14 protein-coding genes and 2 pseudogenes are annotated in these 14,383 nt (G+C 59.1%); 5 read left to right on the top strand and 11 right to left on the bottom strand.

Features of this window, described 5'->3' with window-relative positions:
• Positions 1-407: pseudogene (locus tag GA0061100_RS33275) on the bottom strand (catalase-peroxidase); the annotation flags it as partial.
• A 160-nt stretch (positions 408-567) separates the two neighbouring features.
• Here GA0061100_RS33275 and GA0061100_RS33270 point away from each other — a divergent pair.
• The gene (locus tag GA0061100_RS33270) at positions 568-1,458 is read left to right on the top strand and encodes a LysR substrate-binding domain-containing protein (RefSeq protein ID WP_075857128.1); all 891 of its coding nucleotides are present in this window, start codon (positions 568-570) and stop codon (positions 1,456-1,458) included.
• 108 nt (positions 1,459-1,566) lie between these two features.
• Positions 1,567-1,959, top strand: a pseudogene (locus GA0061100_RS34210) (transposase); the annotation flags it as partial.
• 44 nt (positions 1,960-2,003) lie between these two features.
• Here GA0061100_RS34210 and GA0061100_RS33265 read toward each other — a convergent pair.
• From GA0061100_RS33265 to GA0061100_RS33220, 10 genes are all read right to left on the bottom strand, one after another.
• Entirely contained in the window at positions 2,004-2,804 is an 801-nt protein-coding gene (locus GA0061100_RS33265; RefSeq protein WP_075857127.1) for a sulfurtransferase, read from the bottom strand.
• Between the two features lie 68 nt (positions 2,805-2,872).
• Entirely contained in the window at positions 2,873-3,262 is a 390-nt protein-coding gene (locus tag GA0061100_RS35345; RefSeq protein WP_075857126.1) for a hypothetical protein, read from the bottom strand.
• A complete protein-coding gene (locus GA0061100_RS35340; RefSeq protein WP_075857125.1) occupies positions 3,262-3,651 on the bottom strand; it encodes a chromate transporter in 390 nt (129 codons plus the stop codon). Before GA0061100_RS35340 ends, GA0061100_RS35345 begins: the two co-directional genes overlap by 1 nt.
• A gap of 294 nt (positions 3,652-3,945) precedes the next feature.
• A complete protein-coding gene (locus tag GA0061100_RS33250; RefSeq protein WP_244558024.1) occupies positions 3,946-4,797 on the bottom strand; it encodes an ABC transporter permease in 852 nt (283 codons plus the stop codon).
• A complete protein-coding gene (locus GA0061100_RS33245; protein WP_075857124.1) occupies positions 4,767-5,954 on the bottom strand; it encodes an ABC transporter substrate-binding protein in 1,188 nt (395 codons plus the stop codon). Before GA0061100_RS33245 ends, GA0061100_RS33250 begins: the two co-directional genes overlap by 31 nt.
• A gap of 12 nt (positions 5,955-5,966) precedes the next feature.
• Positions 5,967-6,746 (bottom strand): ABC transporter ATP-binding protein, encoded by a 780-nt coding sequence (locus tag GA0061100_RS33240; protein ID WP_075857123.1) that lies wholly within the window; start codon positions 6,744-6,746, stop codon positions 5,967-5,969.
• Positions 6,743-7,816, bottom strand: coding sequence for an acyl-CoA dehydrogenase family protein (locus GA0061100_RS33235; RefSeq protein WP_075857122.1), 1,074 nt, complete (start codon positions 7,814-7,816; stop codon positions 6,743-6,745). Before GA0061100_RS33235 ends, GA0061100_RS33240 begins: the two co-directional genes overlap by 4 nt.
• Positions 7,813-8,388 (bottom strand): carboxymuconolactone decarboxylase family protein, encoded by a 576-nt coding sequence (locus GA0061100_RS33230; protein ID WP_075857121.1) that lies wholly within the window; start codon positions 8,386-8,388, stop codon positions 7,813-7,815. Before GA0061100_RS33230 ends, GA0061100_RS33235 begins: the two co-directional genes overlap by 4 nt.
• 346 nt (positions 8,389-8,734) lie before the next feature.
• The gene (locus tag GA0061100_RS33225; RefSeq protein ID WP_244558023.1) at positions 8,735-9,445 is read right to left on the bottom strand and encodes a 2-dehydro-3-deoxy-6-phosphogalactonate aldolase; all 711 of its coding nucleotides are present in this window, start codon (positions 9,443-9,445) and stop codon (positions 8,735-8,737) included.
• Positions 9,412-10,443: a methylenetetrahydrofolate reductase gene (locus tag GA0061100_RS33220; RefSeq protein WP_075857119.1), complete on the bottom strand. Its 1,032-nt coding sequence runs from the start codon at positions 10,441-10,443 to the stop codon at positions 9,412-9,414. Before GA0061100_RS33220 ends, GA0061100_RS33225 begins: the two co-directional genes overlap by 34 nt.
• 114 nt (positions 10,444-10,557) lie before the next feature.
• On the opposite strand from GA0061100_RS33220, the gene GA0061100_RS33215 reads away from it, so the two are divergent.
• From GA0061100_RS33215 to GA0061100_RS33205, 3 genes are read left to right on the top strand one after another with little or no spacing between them, the layout of a single operon-like run.
• Positions 10,558-11,937, top strand: a complete 1,380-nt coding sequence (locus tag GA0061100_RS33215; RefSeq protein ID WP_075857118.1) for an aminotransferase-like domain-containing protein — start codon at positions 10,558-10,560, stop codon at positions 11,935-11,937.
• Positions 11,900-12,961, top strand: a complete 1,062-nt coding sequence (locus GA0061100_RS33210; protein WP_425298732.1) for a carbon-nitrogen hydrolase family protein — start codon at positions 11,900-11,902, stop codon at positions 12,959-12,961. The genes GA0061100_RS33215 and GA0061100_RS33210 overlap by 38 nt, the downstream gene beginning before the upstream one ends.
• The gene (locus GA0061100_RS33205; RefSeq protein WP_075857116.1) at positions 12,949-14,379 is read left to right on the top strand and encodes a cytochrome ubiquinol oxidase subunit I; all 1,431 of its coding nucleotides are present in this window, start codon (positions 12,949-12,951) and stop codon (positions 14,377-14,379) included. Before GA0061100_RS33210 ends, GA0061100_RS33205 begins: the two co-directional genes overlap by 13 nt.
• The last annotated feature ends 4 nt before the right edge of the window (positions 14,380-14,383 follow it).

The following is a 14,383-nucleotide window of genomic DNA, read 5'->3' as shown; positions in this document are numbered from 1 at the left end:
CGCGCCTTGTCGAGGTTGGCGTTGTCCGGCCACGAGTTTAGCGGAGCAAAACGCTGGTTGCCGGTGCCAGCCCCGCCACGGCCATCCGTCGTACGGTACGATCCCGAAGTGTGCCACGCCATGCGAACCATAAGACCGCCGTAATGGCCCCAGTCCGCAGGCCACCAGGCCTGACTGTCCGTCATCAGCGCGTGAAGGTCTTTCTTCAGCGCCTCGACGTCCAGCTTCTTGACCTCTTCACGGTAGCTGAACCCTTCACCCAGCGGATTCGTCTTGCCGTCGTGCTGATGAAGAATGTCCAGGTTCAGTGCATTCGGCCACCAGTCCATCACCGTAATGCCCGTCGCAGCCTGCGCACCATGCATTACCGGACATTTGCCGGCCTTTGAGTTAGCGTTTCCATCCATACAAATCTCCGTCTCTGCGTGAGTGAATGCAAATGATTGCATCATCGGGACCCTGAGATGGATATACCGGTATGGCAATCATTCGTTGACGCGATGTCGATATCATGTCCAATCAATAAAGAGAATTTGCATTTTCTTATGACTGCAATATGTAGGGCTAATGAATGGAATCTCTATCAAACACCTCCGTTATTTTGAGGCGCTGGCTGAGCACCAGCATTTTGGCCGGGCGGCGGAGGCTTGCGCTATCTCACAGCCAGCACTATCGCTGCAAATGAAGGAGTTGGAGCGTCTACTTGGTGCTCCTCTGATTGAGCGGAACGCTCGACAGATCCGATTGACCAGGCTCGGCGAGGCTCTTGTAGAGCGCTCGCGCGTAATCCTTCGTTCTGTTGACGAACTCAGCGATCTCGCCCGTGCTTCGTTAGGCCCTTTGACCGGTCGGTTGCGAATTGGAATTATTCCCACGGTTGCACCCTATTTGCTGACCGTCATTATCAAACGTCTAACTGCGCGTTTTCCCGGAATTGACCTGCATCCGCGAGAAGCGGTGACGCAGAAGCTCATCGAAGACCTGATGGATGGGCGGCTGGATACCGCAATTGTTGCGTTGCCAGTGTCGGTATCGTCGCTCCACGAAGAGAAACTGTTTGAAGAGGAGTTCGTTCTTGTCCGTCCTCTGAAAGATGCCCGCATGCCGGTGCCCAATTCAGAAATGTTACGTGAAATGCGCCTTCTCCTATTAGAGGAGGGGCATTGCTTCCGCGATCAGGCGCTCTCCTTCTGTAACACGACGGCGACCGCATCCCGCGACCTCATGGAAGGAAGCTCGCTTGCCACTCTCGTACAGATGGTGGGCGCCGGTTTCGGAGTAACGCTCATTCCACAAATGGCGGTGCCGCTTGAAACCCGCTCAGCGCCGGTCTCGGTAGCGCGTCTATCGGAACATCGTCCTTCCCGCACGATTGGAATGGTTTGGCGTAAGACTAATCCCTTAGCCGGTCAGCTTGAGCAAATCGCCGGGCTTATCCGCGACGCGGGAGTGGAGTGATCTGCGACAAACACGTCCCACTTACCAGCCAACAGGTTGCTGAAGAAAGCGCTGCCATTTGTGTTGGGTGCATGATTCCTTTTTGATAGGGATGGGGAGGGAGTTTTGATGCGGGGCGGGGATGATCGGACTGGGTCTCTGTTTTCGTATACCGATCTTGAGGCACGGGTTGCGGCCGGGCATCCGCTTCGGGCAATGCGCGAACTTGTGAACACTTAGCTTGCGGCGCTGTATGCCAAGACCGGTCGGCCGTCGATTGCCCCGGAACGCTGCTGCAGATGCTTTATTTGTTCCGCTGCTTCGTCAGACTTAGCATCGACGAGGCGGTCTGGGATGCCTCGTCGTTTTCGAAGAACCGGGACCGGCTGTTGACGACGGAGATCGCCCAAGCCTTCCTGTGGACTGCTTGTCCAGCTTGTGCTCAAGCGACTGTTGAGTGCGGAGCGTTTTTGGATTGCGCGGCCAATGCTGAAGGCGTTTACCTCGATGGAGAGCTTCCGCCAAGGACCGGTTCGGATGAGCTGCCGGGGGATGATGCCCTCTGGTCAGTCAGTCTTGACGATCGAGCAGCTTTCGTCCTTCGCCCAGTCAGCAAAACTGAGATAGTAGGCTCGAACATCGTCATACCCAGCCCGGGCAGCCGCGACAGCAGCGAGCGCGGCTCGACCGCCGCCGTCACAATGCGTGACGATATGGTCTCCCGGCTGGAAGCCGGCGGTGGTCAGGAGAGCACGTAATTCCCTGGCCGGCTTTAGCCGGCTGGAGGCGAGCAAAATGGAATGCGGCAGCAGCCGGGCACCCGGCAGATGACCACCGCGCGCATTGCGCCGAAGATCGTCGCCCGCAAACTCTGCCGGCGTTCGGGCATCGAAAACACGAATATTTGCGCCAAGTTCGGCTTTGAGAAGCTGGCGATCGACAAGGCCAACCGAACCTGATCCAGGCCGTGCTGCGAATGGTGCCGGGCCGTCAAACGGCAGAGCCAATCCGGACCAGTTGTCTGAGCCGTCAATGGCGGGCCATCCGCCGTTCAGGATGAAGGCTTTCACCCCAAAATATTGCAAAATGAACCAAACACGGGCTGCTTCGGTCATTCGGCCGTCGTCGTAAACGACGACGGCTGCCTTGCCGTCGATTCCGAGAGCGCTGATCGCCTCCTCCCAATAGTCGACATTCTCGAAAGAGGTCTCGTCGGCTCTTGCCGCCAACTCCCATGCCTCAATCGGTACAGGAACGGCAGATGGTGGATGATTGGCGTTGAAAGCCACTGGTGCGCGCGCATCGAGCAGGCGGAAGGGATCAAAAGTTAAGAGTGCAGACAGCTCAATGACGGGGTCGTACGACATAAAAACTCCTGTGTTAGGAAGTAAAGTTCAAGCTCGAATTTCGTCGCTTTCCTCGGCCGCAACAGTCGTCAGGCAGTGCCGATCAGCAGGCCACCCTCCGCGGCGACGAGCACAACGATCCAGGGGTTGGTCTTCCAAGCCATCAGCAATACGAAGAAGGTGCGCGCTAGGGCGAATTGGAGTCGGCCGACAATGGCGCTGGTGAAGACGGGATCGTAGAGCGCTGCGCCGAGGATGCTGACCACAGCAGCATTGGCGCCCCGCATCAGGGCTCGCGCACTTTCGCGTTTACGAAAATCGATCGCTTCCGCGGAGGCCCTCTTGGTGACGGCCGAGCCGTTCGGGCCGCCGACCGCATCGGTCGGCTTACCGAGGCCGTTTTCGACCGTCGAGAAAACGAAACGGCCGACGGCCACCAGAGCAATGCCTGCTCCGATGAGGCCATTGGGCTCCAGCATTAGCAAGATCCCCAGATAGGCCGCGAAGGTGAACAGCGGCCCTGGAACGGCCTGCGCCGCCCATAGCCTGCAAGAAACTGGTCATGGCTGACCCAGCCGCGTTTCAGCACCCCCGTTTCCAGAAGCGGCAGCACAACGCGTCCGCCGCCGAAGACCAGCGAGCCCGCGCGATCGAATGAATTGAAGACGCTAAGCCCCTGCGAGGACAAGATGGGCGCGGGGATCGGCAGCCCAATCAGCAGAGCGAAGAACAGGACGAGCGAGATCGCGCTTTGCGTTCGCGAGACCGGAAAGTTGATGTGCTCGGGAAGGAACCCGGTGAGCGCTACGAGATCGGCATAGCCTTTCATGGTGTGGCTATCACCATGGCTCTTCGTCGTGCCTGTCATCGCCTCCTCCCGTAAACTCGCGAACGCGCTCGTTGGCAAGCACAAAGCCTCCGCGTCCGTTGTTGGTAACGGAACACGCCTAACTGATCATATGTGCCGCGCTGGCGATGCGAGAGCTTGATCATGGGGCTCCTGAGGAAAGGTTGGTTGAATACCCAAATGATCAAGGCCCCGTCGCTGCTCGGAGTGGAGGACTTTAAGAATGGCCCACCGTGAGCGTTGATGCCGTAGGGCTGTCCGTACTGATGGTGCACTGCCGGAGCCCCCCAAAGAAGGATCTCCACCGCGAATACCCTAAGATTGCGAGGACAGGCGCCTCATCATCATTCGAGCGGTGCTGTCGAGTGCAAACCCTAAGATTCCGATGACGAGCACCATCGCCATCAGCTCATGATAGGCGAGCCGGTCACGCGTATCGAGAATAAAATAGCCGAGCCCGGCCTGGACACCGAGCATTTCGCAAGGCACCAGCACAATCCAGGTGATGCCGATGGCAAGCCGCAGCCCGGTCAATACATGTGGCAGAACACCAGGGAGGATCACTCGGGACAACGTCTCCCATCGCGTCGCGGCCAAACTTTTCGACAACAGGAGCCAATTGGGATTGAGCTGGCGCACGCCCGCGGCCGTATTGAGAAGGATTGGCCACACAGCAGCGAAAGCGAGGAGAAAATAGATCGGTGCGTTACCGACGCCGAAGGCCATGACGGCGATCGGCATCCAGGAGAGTGGCGAAATCATACGCAGAAACTGGAAAGCAGGTGTGGTGGCCGTCTCTACCGTTCGTGATGCTCCGACAAGCAACCCCACCGGAACACCGATCAACAGAGCAAAGCCCAGCCCGATCAGCACGCGCTGAAGACTAAGCAGGGTATGGTACCAGAGATCGGGACCGGAGAGCAGATTGACAAAAGCCGGCAGCGCCAGAGAAGGAGAGAAGCGGTGAGCAAAACTGCGTTCCGGTGCCAGCAGATCGGTCAACACCCACCAGAGCAGCACCAATGCGGCAAGGCCGCCGATGCCCGAGGCGAAACGAAGAATGCTTGTGGCATTGCGCGACCGCCGTTCATCGCATTCTTTGGCCGTGAATCCGCCAACCCGCTGACCCGTCACACTCACGCTTGAAGAACCTCCTGTCGCGTCCAATCGTCGACAAGGCCAAAGGCCTGTAACCCCCCGACGTCAGCCAATGCGCGCTTGACAAAGCGGTCGTCAACGAGATCGCGTGCCACGAAGGCTGGGTCCAGCGCGTCCAGGAAGGCCCGCTCGCCTGCTACCTGTGTGTCCTTAAGCATACGAACCAATTCTTCCGTGTAGCTGGGGAAGGGATAGGGCTGGAAGTCGATGCGCCGGTCCCGCCATTCAGGATGCCTGATCGCGCCGGACGAAACATATCCGGCAATATCACCTTCTGTGGGCGTCAGGACGCGAGCAAGGATTTCCTGGCTATGTGGCGTGTATTTCTGCGCATTGCTGGAAGACAAAAGTTGCGCTGTTTCGGCCCTGTTGGCGCGCGTCCAAAGCTGGGCCTTGACCATCGCATTGACGACCTTCTGAGACCATTCAGGCCGGTCAGTCAAATCCTGCTCATGCATGAAGACGAGGCAACAGGCATGATCCTTCCACACGTCCCCAGTGAAGCGTAGCACTTTGCCGATACCGTTGATTTCAGCGGCGGCATTGAACGGTTCGGCCACGATGTAGCCAGCAATCTGGCCCGAGGCAAGAGCCGGCACCATGTCGGAGGGCGCCATCAGGACGAGGTTGACCTCACCCGCTGCCGGTTTGCCGCTGGTGATGACCGTCAGGCCGTTCTCACGTAGAAGCTTTTGGAGTACAACATTGTGGATCGAGTACCAGTAAGGGATGGCAACGGTTTTGCCTCCGAGTTCGGCCACTGAATTGATATTTTTGGCGGCCGTTAGCCCCGATCCACTGGTATGGTTCCAGGCAACGACCTTGGCCGGTGTCTTGCCGGCGTAGCGTGCCCACACGGTAATTGGCGAGAGAAGATGGACGACGTTGACCTGTCCGGCAAGGAAAGCCTCAACGATTTGTGACCAGCCGCGGAACATCACCGGCTTTTCGACATGCAGTCCCTCGGCTTCGAAAAGGCCCTTGCCGTGCGCGACAAGAAGCGGCGTTGCATCCGTGATTGGCAGGTAGCCGATCTTGACTGGTTCATTCGGGTCCTGCGCACGGGCGGCGCGGGCGTTGAGGAACGGCAGTGCCCCAGAAGCGGTCAGGAGTGCAGAAAGGCGGAGAATGTCGCGGCGGGAAAAAAGGGAATCTTCGGTTGGCATCGGAGAGGTCCTCTATTGATGGTGGATAGCTTTGCGCAGCGTACTGACGATTTCGATGCGGATGTGGCCAAGTTCGGCCACATAGTCTTCGCGGGGTCGGGGGAGATCGATCCGCCATTCCCCGATCTTATTGGCCGGCGCTCCGCCAAGCAGCAGTATTCGATCCGATACAATCAATGCCTCATCGATATCGTGAGTCACCAAAACGGCGGCGCTGCCACGATCCGTGACGACCTGAACGAGTAATTGTTGCATTCCGGCTCGCGTGACCTCGTCGAGCGCCCCAAAAGGCTCGTCCAACAACAGCACCTGCGGCTCGCGGGCAAGGCAACGCGCCAGTGCGGCCCGTTGTGCCATGCCGCCGGAAAGGGCGGATGGTCGAAGGCCGCGCGCGTGATCGAGGGCGACCTCGCGTATCGCGGCGTTAATCCGTGCCTGACGTTCGTTGACGGACAGGCGTGGTTGACGCCTGAAATCCAGACCAAAGGCGACGTTGCGCTCGAGATCCAACCAGGGCAACAGGCCTGGATTCTGAAAGGCGATGGCGAGGCGGGGATGGACGTCTTCAAGGGGAGCGCCATCCACCTCGACGAAACCGGCAACGGGCCGATGCAGGCCCGCCAGAACCCGTAGCAGGCTTGACTTGCCGATCCCGCTCGGTCCGAGGATCGATACGATTTCTCCGGACGCGAGATCGAGGTTGAAATTTGCCACAACCAAATGAGAGGCGCCGGGATAGCGCAGCGCGACCTGGTGCGCCCTTAGAGCCGTGCGTTGTCGGGACCCGCTCATGCGGCCTTCTTTGCACCTGCCACCACCGTGCGTAGTTGCACGAGACTCGGCGTGATAAGAGGAATGAAGGCGGCCTCCCGCCAGCGTCGTGCGAACTCGCGGCCCGGTTCGCGCAGATAGCATCGCCCGCCGGCGGACTGAAGCTCCAGGGCAACGGCTTCAGCGACGATCTCGGCCAGTTCGATCCGTAATTCGAAGAGCGGAATCGGCGTAGCCACGAAAGCACCGCTGCGTAAGCCAGTGGAAAGTTGCACGTCGAGCGCACGTAGCCGTTGATCCGTCTCTTCGAGAGAAGAAGCCAGAATATCACGGCCCGGCCCGCCGCAGGTGGAAGCTTCGATCAAGGATCGGCGGGCAAGGCCGATCGCCATGCCGCATTGTAGGGCGATGAAGATGGGGCGAACCCTAGGCAGCCATTCCTGCGCGTTCTCGGCGATGATCCGGTCACGCGGGATGCGAACACCCGAAAGCGTCACCGCCGCAGTATCGGAAGAACGCATGCCCATCAACGCAAGATCGGGGGTGCGTGTCAGACCCGGATCGTCGTGAGCGAGCGAGACGATCAGCGCCGGGCCGCCCTCGACCCGGTCAGCTGCCGCAGCGACGTGAAAACCCTTTGGCCGCAAATTGGTCACCCAGGGGAGTTTTCCGTTGGTGACAAGGACTTCACCTTCACTGCGCGCGGTGACCTGGAGCGGCTCGATACCTGCAAGGAACTTCATCGCGTTCGACAGTGCCGAGGCACCCGCGACACGGCCTGCCAGAAGGTCCGGCAACAGCCTGTCCCGCAAAGGCGCATTGGCACTCTGAAGCAGGAATTCTACGAAGCAGCGATGGCCCCATAGCATGAATGCGACTGCAAGTGATTCCTGCGCGACCGCAGCAACCGCCCTCACCGCATCGACCGCGTCGCCTCCGGAGCCGCCAAGGTGTTCTGGCACACCGATGCGCGGCAATCCGGCCTCCGCGAGCCGAGGGAGAATGACCTCGGCCTGAATGTCGCCGAGATCGATCGCCTCGGTCGAGAAGGAAAGCCAGTCGATCAGATCACGAGGTAGAACGAAGCTCATTGCACACCAGCGGGTGATGCCGCTCCTTTCCATTCATAGGGGGCGAGTTGAGCATTCAGCTCTGGCTGACCGAGATTGTTGGCGAAGTTGCATAGCGTTGCGAGGCTGACGCCGAGTACGACCTCAAGCGCTGCCTGATCGTCAAAGCCTGCAGCCTTAAATGCAGCGAGCTCAGCGTCGTTCACAGAGCCGCGGGAGGCGATGACCGTTTCGGTAAACCGCGCGACCGCGTCGATGCGTATATCCGGGACGCCTGTCCCATTGCGCAACGCATCGATTATGGGCTTTTCCAACTTTGCCTTCTTGTCGGCGATGGCAGAATGACCCGCCACACAGAAGCCGCAGCCATGGGTCACGGCGGCTGTGATCTGCACGGCTTCACGCTCCGCAAGGCTGAGCGAAGCCCGGCCATTGATCGCTGTTACCGTCTGATAGGTTTCGAGCGCCGCTGGTGCGTTGGCCAGCAGCCGGACGAGGTTCGGCAGGAAGCCATTGTTCTTTTCAGCCGCATCAAGGCGCGGCTGGGCCTCTTCGGGTGCGTCTACGATCGTACGAAGCGGAAGTCTTGCCATGGAACCGTGCTCCTTAATTCTGTGTATGGTAGCTTAATTCTGCGTATGGTAGCTGGCCGGACAGCGATGCTGAACGTTACTTAAACCCAGATGTCCTCGTCCCTACAGAGACGATGTTCCGAAGTTCCTTGAAATCATGGAAGAATATTCTGCCGCGAGCCCAATGCAGAGGCCCTCGCCACGCCATGTTCCTCCGGCCAATGTGGGGTGAATTCGTTGTCTGATGATACCAGTGTGCGCTATCCAGCCATACATACAAAGCGCGACCGATGTGCGTATGGCTTCTGAGCCTGGCCGCTGGCAAACTTTTATCGAAAGATGAAGGGCCTCCAGGCCACGGCCAGCATCAATTGACTGAAGTTTCCGCTGGGAAAGCTTCACCCCAAGCCTTCACAAATTCGATCGCGCTCTTCCGAATCTCGCTCAGTGATTTCCCCGGGCGGTAGAGATTGCCGCCGATACCGAAGCCGCTGGCGCCAGCCTTCAGCCAGGAAGGTATAGCCTCCGGCGTGATCCCTCCCGTAGGCAAGAGGGGGATCTCTTTAGCGAAGACGGCGCGCCAGGCTTTGAGGATGGAGGGCGAGATAGCTTCGGCCGGAAAAATCTTCAGTCCGTCGGCGCCGGCATCGAGCGCGGCAAAGCCTTCGGTCGGTGTCGCTACGCCAGGAAAGCAGGCAAATCCATGCTCGCGCGCGGCACGGACGACAGCCGTATCAGCATGCGGCATAACGACGAGCCGTCCGCCGGCATCGCTGACCTGAGCAACGCTTTGCACCGACATGACGGTACCCGCACCAATTATGGCATCGCTTCCGAACCGCCGGGCGAGCCTTTCGATGCTGACATAGGGTTCCGGTGAATTCAATGGCACCTCGATCAGCCGAAAGCCGGCTTGGATGAGCGTTTCTGCGACACCCTCAACCTCTTGCGGTGTGATCCAACGTAGGACAGCGATGAGAGGGCAGGCCTGCAGCGCTTTCTTTAATACGCCGCTGGAGGGCGACAACGGTTGCGAAGGGGTGGTCATTTGCTTGGTCCTTTTGTTGTAGCCGTACATGCTGGTAGCTTGCAGGAGCGCGATGAGTGCTTGGCACTTTGGCTATCTTGACGAAGAAGATCTGAAATGATGATTCGCGGCGCGCTCGAACGACGCTCGCTTGACGGCTGCGCCGCGCCAGGAGGAGCGTAGCGGCGCTGCCTCAGAAAGCCGGTCATCCACTGGACGCTATCGAGGATGCCACCGAAAGGATAGAGATGGAAAATGACCGAACCGAATTGTCGTGCTTCAATGCTGTCAACGAGGCGGTTGGCGAACCGCTCCGGTCGGGCTCGATGAAGCAAGTTCGCCGGGGAAAGACCGTATTGGCAAAGAGCCGCCGTTGATGTTGCGACACCGAATTGCCGGGCAAAGCGGATCAACTTGCCGACTTCCGTCGGTCCCGGAATACCGATCCTCACCGGAACACCGATGTCGAAGCCGCGCAGTTTTGTCAGCCAATCCACAATGGCATCCGCGTCAAATCCGAATTGTGTGGTGATTTCGACAGAACAGCCGGCATCTTGAAGAAAAGTGAGCTTCCACCGAAGCGCTTCCCACAATCTGTCGTTTTCGATCTTCGGATGACCTTCCGGATAGCCAACGATGCCAACCTGCCGGATCGCGTGGCGGTCAAGGACCCCGCTTTTGAGAAGCGAGAGAGAATCCGCGTACGGGCCGGCCGGCACTGCCGGGTCTCCTCCCACGAACATGAATCGTTGCGGCTGGGCAGCTTGGATCAAGCCGCCGATCAGATCATCAAGGTCATCGCAGGATCTGAGCCGTCTGGATGAAATGATCGGGACCGGCTCAAAACCAGAGTCACGAATGATCCTGGCGGCACCTATTCGCTGCTGGTGCGTCTCGTTTCCAAGGAAGGCGATATTGATCGGTGTTCCTGCCGGGATCTCGCTTTTGGCCGATTGGATCTGGGCGATGTCTTTGCCGGTTATCTCCAGGGTGAAGAGAGAACACGTGGAGGTCCGTCGACTTTGGGCATCTATACAGAGATCATGCATCCTCATCTCCGGGCTTTGCCGAGAGCCGCCGCTAAATTTAGCGCTTTCACGACGACTCCATACATGCTAGATATATTGTATGTCAATAAGCCATACATGATGGAGTGAGCTAGGATGTGGCGACCAAGGCTGGTTGAAGACGCGCGCATGAAATATCTAGGAATCGTTGAGGCGCTGGAGGCAGACATTCGATCCGGTCGTGTCGCCCGCGGTGAGCGCCTTCCGGCGCAGCGGGCGATTGCCGAGGCGCTAAATGTCGACCTTACCACTGTCACCCGGGCCTTTAACGAGGCCCGGAGGAGGGGCTTGGTCGAGGCGCAGGCCGGAAGGGGAAGTTTTATCAGCGAAATTCTCGAAGAGAACAAGTCCTCCGCGGGTCCTTCGCCGCTGATTGATCTCAGTATGAATATACCGCCGCAGCCGGAGGCGGCGAACCTGCGGAAGATCTTTCCGCAAGGGATCTCGGAGATATTGGGGGGCTCTCGAGGCTTGCTGAATCTGCACTATCAGGAGAGTAATGGCGCGGAGCTTGATAGGCAGGCGGGTGCCAATTGGCTTGGAAAGAGGATTGATGGTGCGAGTGCTGATCGCATCATTGTTGCCGGAGGCGCCCAGAGCGCCCTTTTCGCCATCTGCGATTTGTTGTTGCGCCGTGGTGATGTCGTTGCTGCTGGCGCGGTCAGCTACCCAGGCCTGAAGGCGGTCGCCATGCAGAAAGGACTTCTCTTGGCGCCCGTCGCCATGGATGAGCAGGGGATCATTCCCGAAGTCTTCGAAAAGGTGTGTCGTGAGAAGGAGCCCAAGGCCCTCTATCTGATCCCCACGATCGACAATCCGACAACGGCCACGCTGTCGGAGGAGCGACGGCGGGCACTTGCCGCTCTCGCGCGCAAGTATGGGGTCTTGATTATCGAGGACGATCCGTATGCACCGTTGCGTCTTGAACGTCTCCCCGCTCTGGTCGAACTGGCTAGCGACATCACGTGGCATATCGCGACGCTCTCCAAGTGCGCAACGCCCGCACTGCGAGTGGCCTACGTGGTTGCACCGAATGCCAGCCAGGCACTGAGGCTTGCCGGTGTGTTGCGCGCGACGATTCTTATGGCTCCGCCTCTGATGTCAGCGTTGGCAAGCCGCTGGATCTCGGACGGGACGCTCGCGAGGATTGCGAATGCCATCCGAACGGAGAACGTTGAGCGCCAGAAACTGGCGTCATCCATCCTCAGCGATATTCCTTTTGCGGCGGATCCGCATGGGCATCATCTCTGGCTGCGTTTGCCCGACCATTGGCGCGCGGCTGATTTTGCCGAGCATGCCGATCGCGCCGGAGTCTCGATCGTGGCGAGTTCAGCCTTCACAACGGGCGAGAATCCGATCGAGGCAGTGAGAATATCGCTCGGCGTCGCGCCTGATCGCGGTGCGCTGGAGGATGCACTGACCCTGCTTTCTGGTCTCATTGCGCAGCCATCGCTGGCATCTAGAGCCGTCGTTTAATATCGAGGGGACCATCGTGATGTCCGATATTTTCAAAGCGGCTGTCGTCCAAGCCGCACCGGTCCTGTTTAACACACCGAAGACGATGGAGAAGCTTGATGATCTCGCGCGCGATGCCGCAGGGAAGGGCGCGCGGTTGGTCGTATTTCCTGAGGCGTTCGTCGGCGGCTATCCGAAGGGTATTGATTTTGGGGCTCGGCTCGGCATGCGCAGTCCCGAAGGCCGGGAAGACTTTCGACGGTATTACGAAAGCGCCATCGATATTCCGGGCTCCACGGCATCGCGGCTTGGGGAAATCGCCCGGGACAACGGCGTCCATCTCGTCGTTGGCGTGATCGAGAAAGACGGCGGAACGCTTTACTGTACCTCTCTTACCTACGGATCCTCGGGCCGGCTCCTTGGCAAGCATCGCAAGCTGATGCCGACCGCGCTGGAACGGCTCGTGTGGGGATTTGGCGACGGCTCGACGATTGCGGTGGCCGATACGCTGCTTGGCCGCATCGGCAGCGTCATTTGCTGGGAAAACTATATGCCGCAGTTGCGCATGGCGATGTATGCGCAGGGCATCGAGCTGTATTGCGCGCCAACGGTGGATGATCGCGACACATGGCTGCCGACGATGCGTACGATCGCACTAGAGGGGCGATGCTTCGTCATATCGGCCTGCCAGTATTTCACGCGCGCGGATGCGCCGCATCACTATGCGCCGGTCCAGGGTGATAATCCCGAGACTGTGCTCATCCGGGGAGGGTCTTGTATCATCGATCCGCTCGGAACTATCCTCGTCGAACCCGACTTCACAGGAGAGACGATCAAGCTTGCCGAAATCGATCGGCGGGTCATTGCACGCGGCAAGTATGATCTTGATGTCGTGGGGCACTATTCGCGTCCTGACGTCTTCCGGCTGTCCGTAGACACGCGGCCAAAGTTGGCGGTGGCGTTCGAACCGCAATCGATCGGGAGCTCCGACTTGGCACCCGCCATCCCTTTCGTGACGAGGGGGGACGTGACATGTTCGGATTGACGGCGCTGGAACTGGCGCGCATCCAGTTCGGTTTTACAGTTTCCTTCCATATCATCTTCCCAGCGATCACCATTGGGCTTGCCAGCTATCTGGCAGTGCTCGAAGGGCTTTGGCTGTGGCGGCACGAGGCGGTCTATCGCGATCTCTATCATTTCTGGTCGAACATCTTCGCTGTCAACTTTGCGATGGGCGTCGTCTCCGGCCTGGTCATGGCCTATCAGTTCGGCACCAACTGGAGCTATTTCTCGTCTTTCGCCGGTAGTGTTACAGGGCCACTGCTTACCTACGAGGTCTTGACGGCTTTCTTTCTCGAGGCCGGCTTTCTCGGCGTCATGTTGTTCGGCTGGAACAAGGTCGGACCCGGGCTGCATTTTTTCGCGACGATCATGGTGGCGTTCGGCACGCTGATTTCGGCAACTTGGATCCTCGCCTCCAATAGCTGGATGCAGACGCCCCAGGGCTTCGAGGTGGTGAACGGCCGCGTCGTGCCGGTCGACTGGCTGAAAGTCATCTTCAACCCTTCCTTCCCCTACCGCCTGGTGCATATGACCATCGCCGCCTACCTCACGACGGCGCTATTCGTCGCTGCCGCTGCGGCCTGGCATCTGCTGCGAGGAAACGCAACAACTGCGGTACACACGATGCTGTCGATGGCGATGTGGATGGTTCTCGTCGTGGCGCCAATCCAGATTTTGGTCGGCGACCAGCACGGTCTCAACACCCTCGAGCACCAGCCGGCCAAAATCGCCGCTATCGAGGGGCACTGGCAGAACACCCCCGGCGAAAGCGTGCCGCTGATCCTCTTTGGACTGCCCGACATGGCAGCGGAGACGACGCGCTATGCGCTCGAGATTCCCTCTCTTGGGAGCCTCATCCTCACCCATAATATCAATGGCCAAATTCCCGGCCTCAAGGAGTTCGCGCCAGGAGACAGGCCGAACTCTGCGATTGTCTTTTGGACCTTCCGGCTGATGGTCGGTCTCGGCCTGCTGATGCTGCTGCTGGGGCTGTGGAGTCTCTACCTACGCTGGCGGGGTGGGCTCTATCACTCAAGAACCTTCCTGCGTTTTGCGACCCTGATGGGCCCGTCGGGCTTAATCGCCATCCTTGCAGGCTGGCTGACCACCGAGATCGGCCGGCAACCATGGGTGGTCTATGGGGTAATGCGGACGAAAGACGCGGTTTCGAACCATTCGGCGCTGGCCCTCTCAACGACGCTAATCATGTTCGTGATCATGTATTGTGCTGTCTTCGGAACGGGAGTGAGCTACATGCTGAAGCTGGTCGCCAAGGGGCCGCAGCCCTTCGACGAATATCCGCCACACGACAACGCACAATCGCAGCGGCCGGCACGGCCGCTTTCGGCCGCACCCGACAGCATCGATTCGGCAACTGCCGACGGACAGAAGGACGCTTGACTGC

This window comes from Martinezella hainanensis, from assembly GCF_900094555.1.
Classification (GTDB): domain Bacteria; phylum Pseudomonadota; class Alphaproteobacteria; order Rhizobiales; family Rhizobiaceae; genus Rhizobium; species Rhizobium hainanense.
The sequence above is the reverse complement of the archived record's forward strand: the minus strand, read 5'-3'. Positions and strand labels throughout refer to the sequence as shown.

Bases quoted from the DNA above. Each gene is read 5' to 3' on its own strand.
- GA0061100_RS33215 (WP_075857118.1), top strand. From the start codon at position 10,558: ATGTGGCGACCAAGGCTGGTTGAAGACGCGCGCATGAAATATCTAGGA.
- GA0061100_RS33265 (WP_075857127.1), bottom strand. From the start codon at position 2,804: ATGTCGTACGACCCCGTCATTGAGCTGTCTGCACTCTTAACTTTTGAT.
- GA0061100_RS35345 (WP_075857126.1), bottom strand. From the start codon at position 3,262: ATGCTGGAGCCCAATGGCCTCATCGGAGCAGGCATTGCTCTGGTGGCC.
- GA0061100_RS33225 (WP_244558023.1), bottom strand. From the start codon at position 9,445: ATGTACGGCTACAACAAAAGGACCAAGCAAATGACCACCCCTTCGCAA.
- GA0061100_RS33245 (WP_075857124.1), bottom strand. From the start codon at position 5,954: ATGCCAACCGAAGATTCCCTTTTTTCCCGCCGCGACATTCTCCGCCTT.
- GA0061100_RS33235 (WP_075857122.1), bottom strand. From the start codon at position 7,816: ATGAGCTTCGTTCTACCTCGTGATCTGATCGACTGGCTTTCCTTCTCG.
- GA0061100_RS33230 (WP_075857121.1), bottom strand. From the start codon at position 8,388: ATGGCAAGACTTCCGCTTCGTACGATCGTAGACGCACCCGAAGAGGCC.
- GA0061100_RS35340 (WP_075857125.1), bottom strand. From the start codon at position 3,651: ATGACAGGCACGACGAAGAGCCATGGTGATAGCCACACCATGAAAGGC.
- GA0061100_RS33205 (WP_075857116.1), top strand. From the start codon at position 12,949: ATGTTCGGATTGACGGCGCTGGAACTGGCGCGCATCCAGTTCGGTTTT.
- GA0061100_RS33270 (WP_075857128.1), top strand. From the start codon at position 568: ATGAATGGAATCTCTATCAAACACCTCCGTTATTTTGAGGCGCTGGCT.
- GA0061100_RS33240 (WP_075857123.1), bottom strand. From the start codon at position 6,746: ATGAGCGGGTCCCGACAACGCACGGCTCTAAGGGCGCACCAGGTCGCG.
- GA0061100_RS33220 (WP_075857119.1), bottom strand. From the start codon at position 10,443: ATGCATGATCTCTGTATAGATGCCCAAAGTCGACGGACCTCCACGTGT.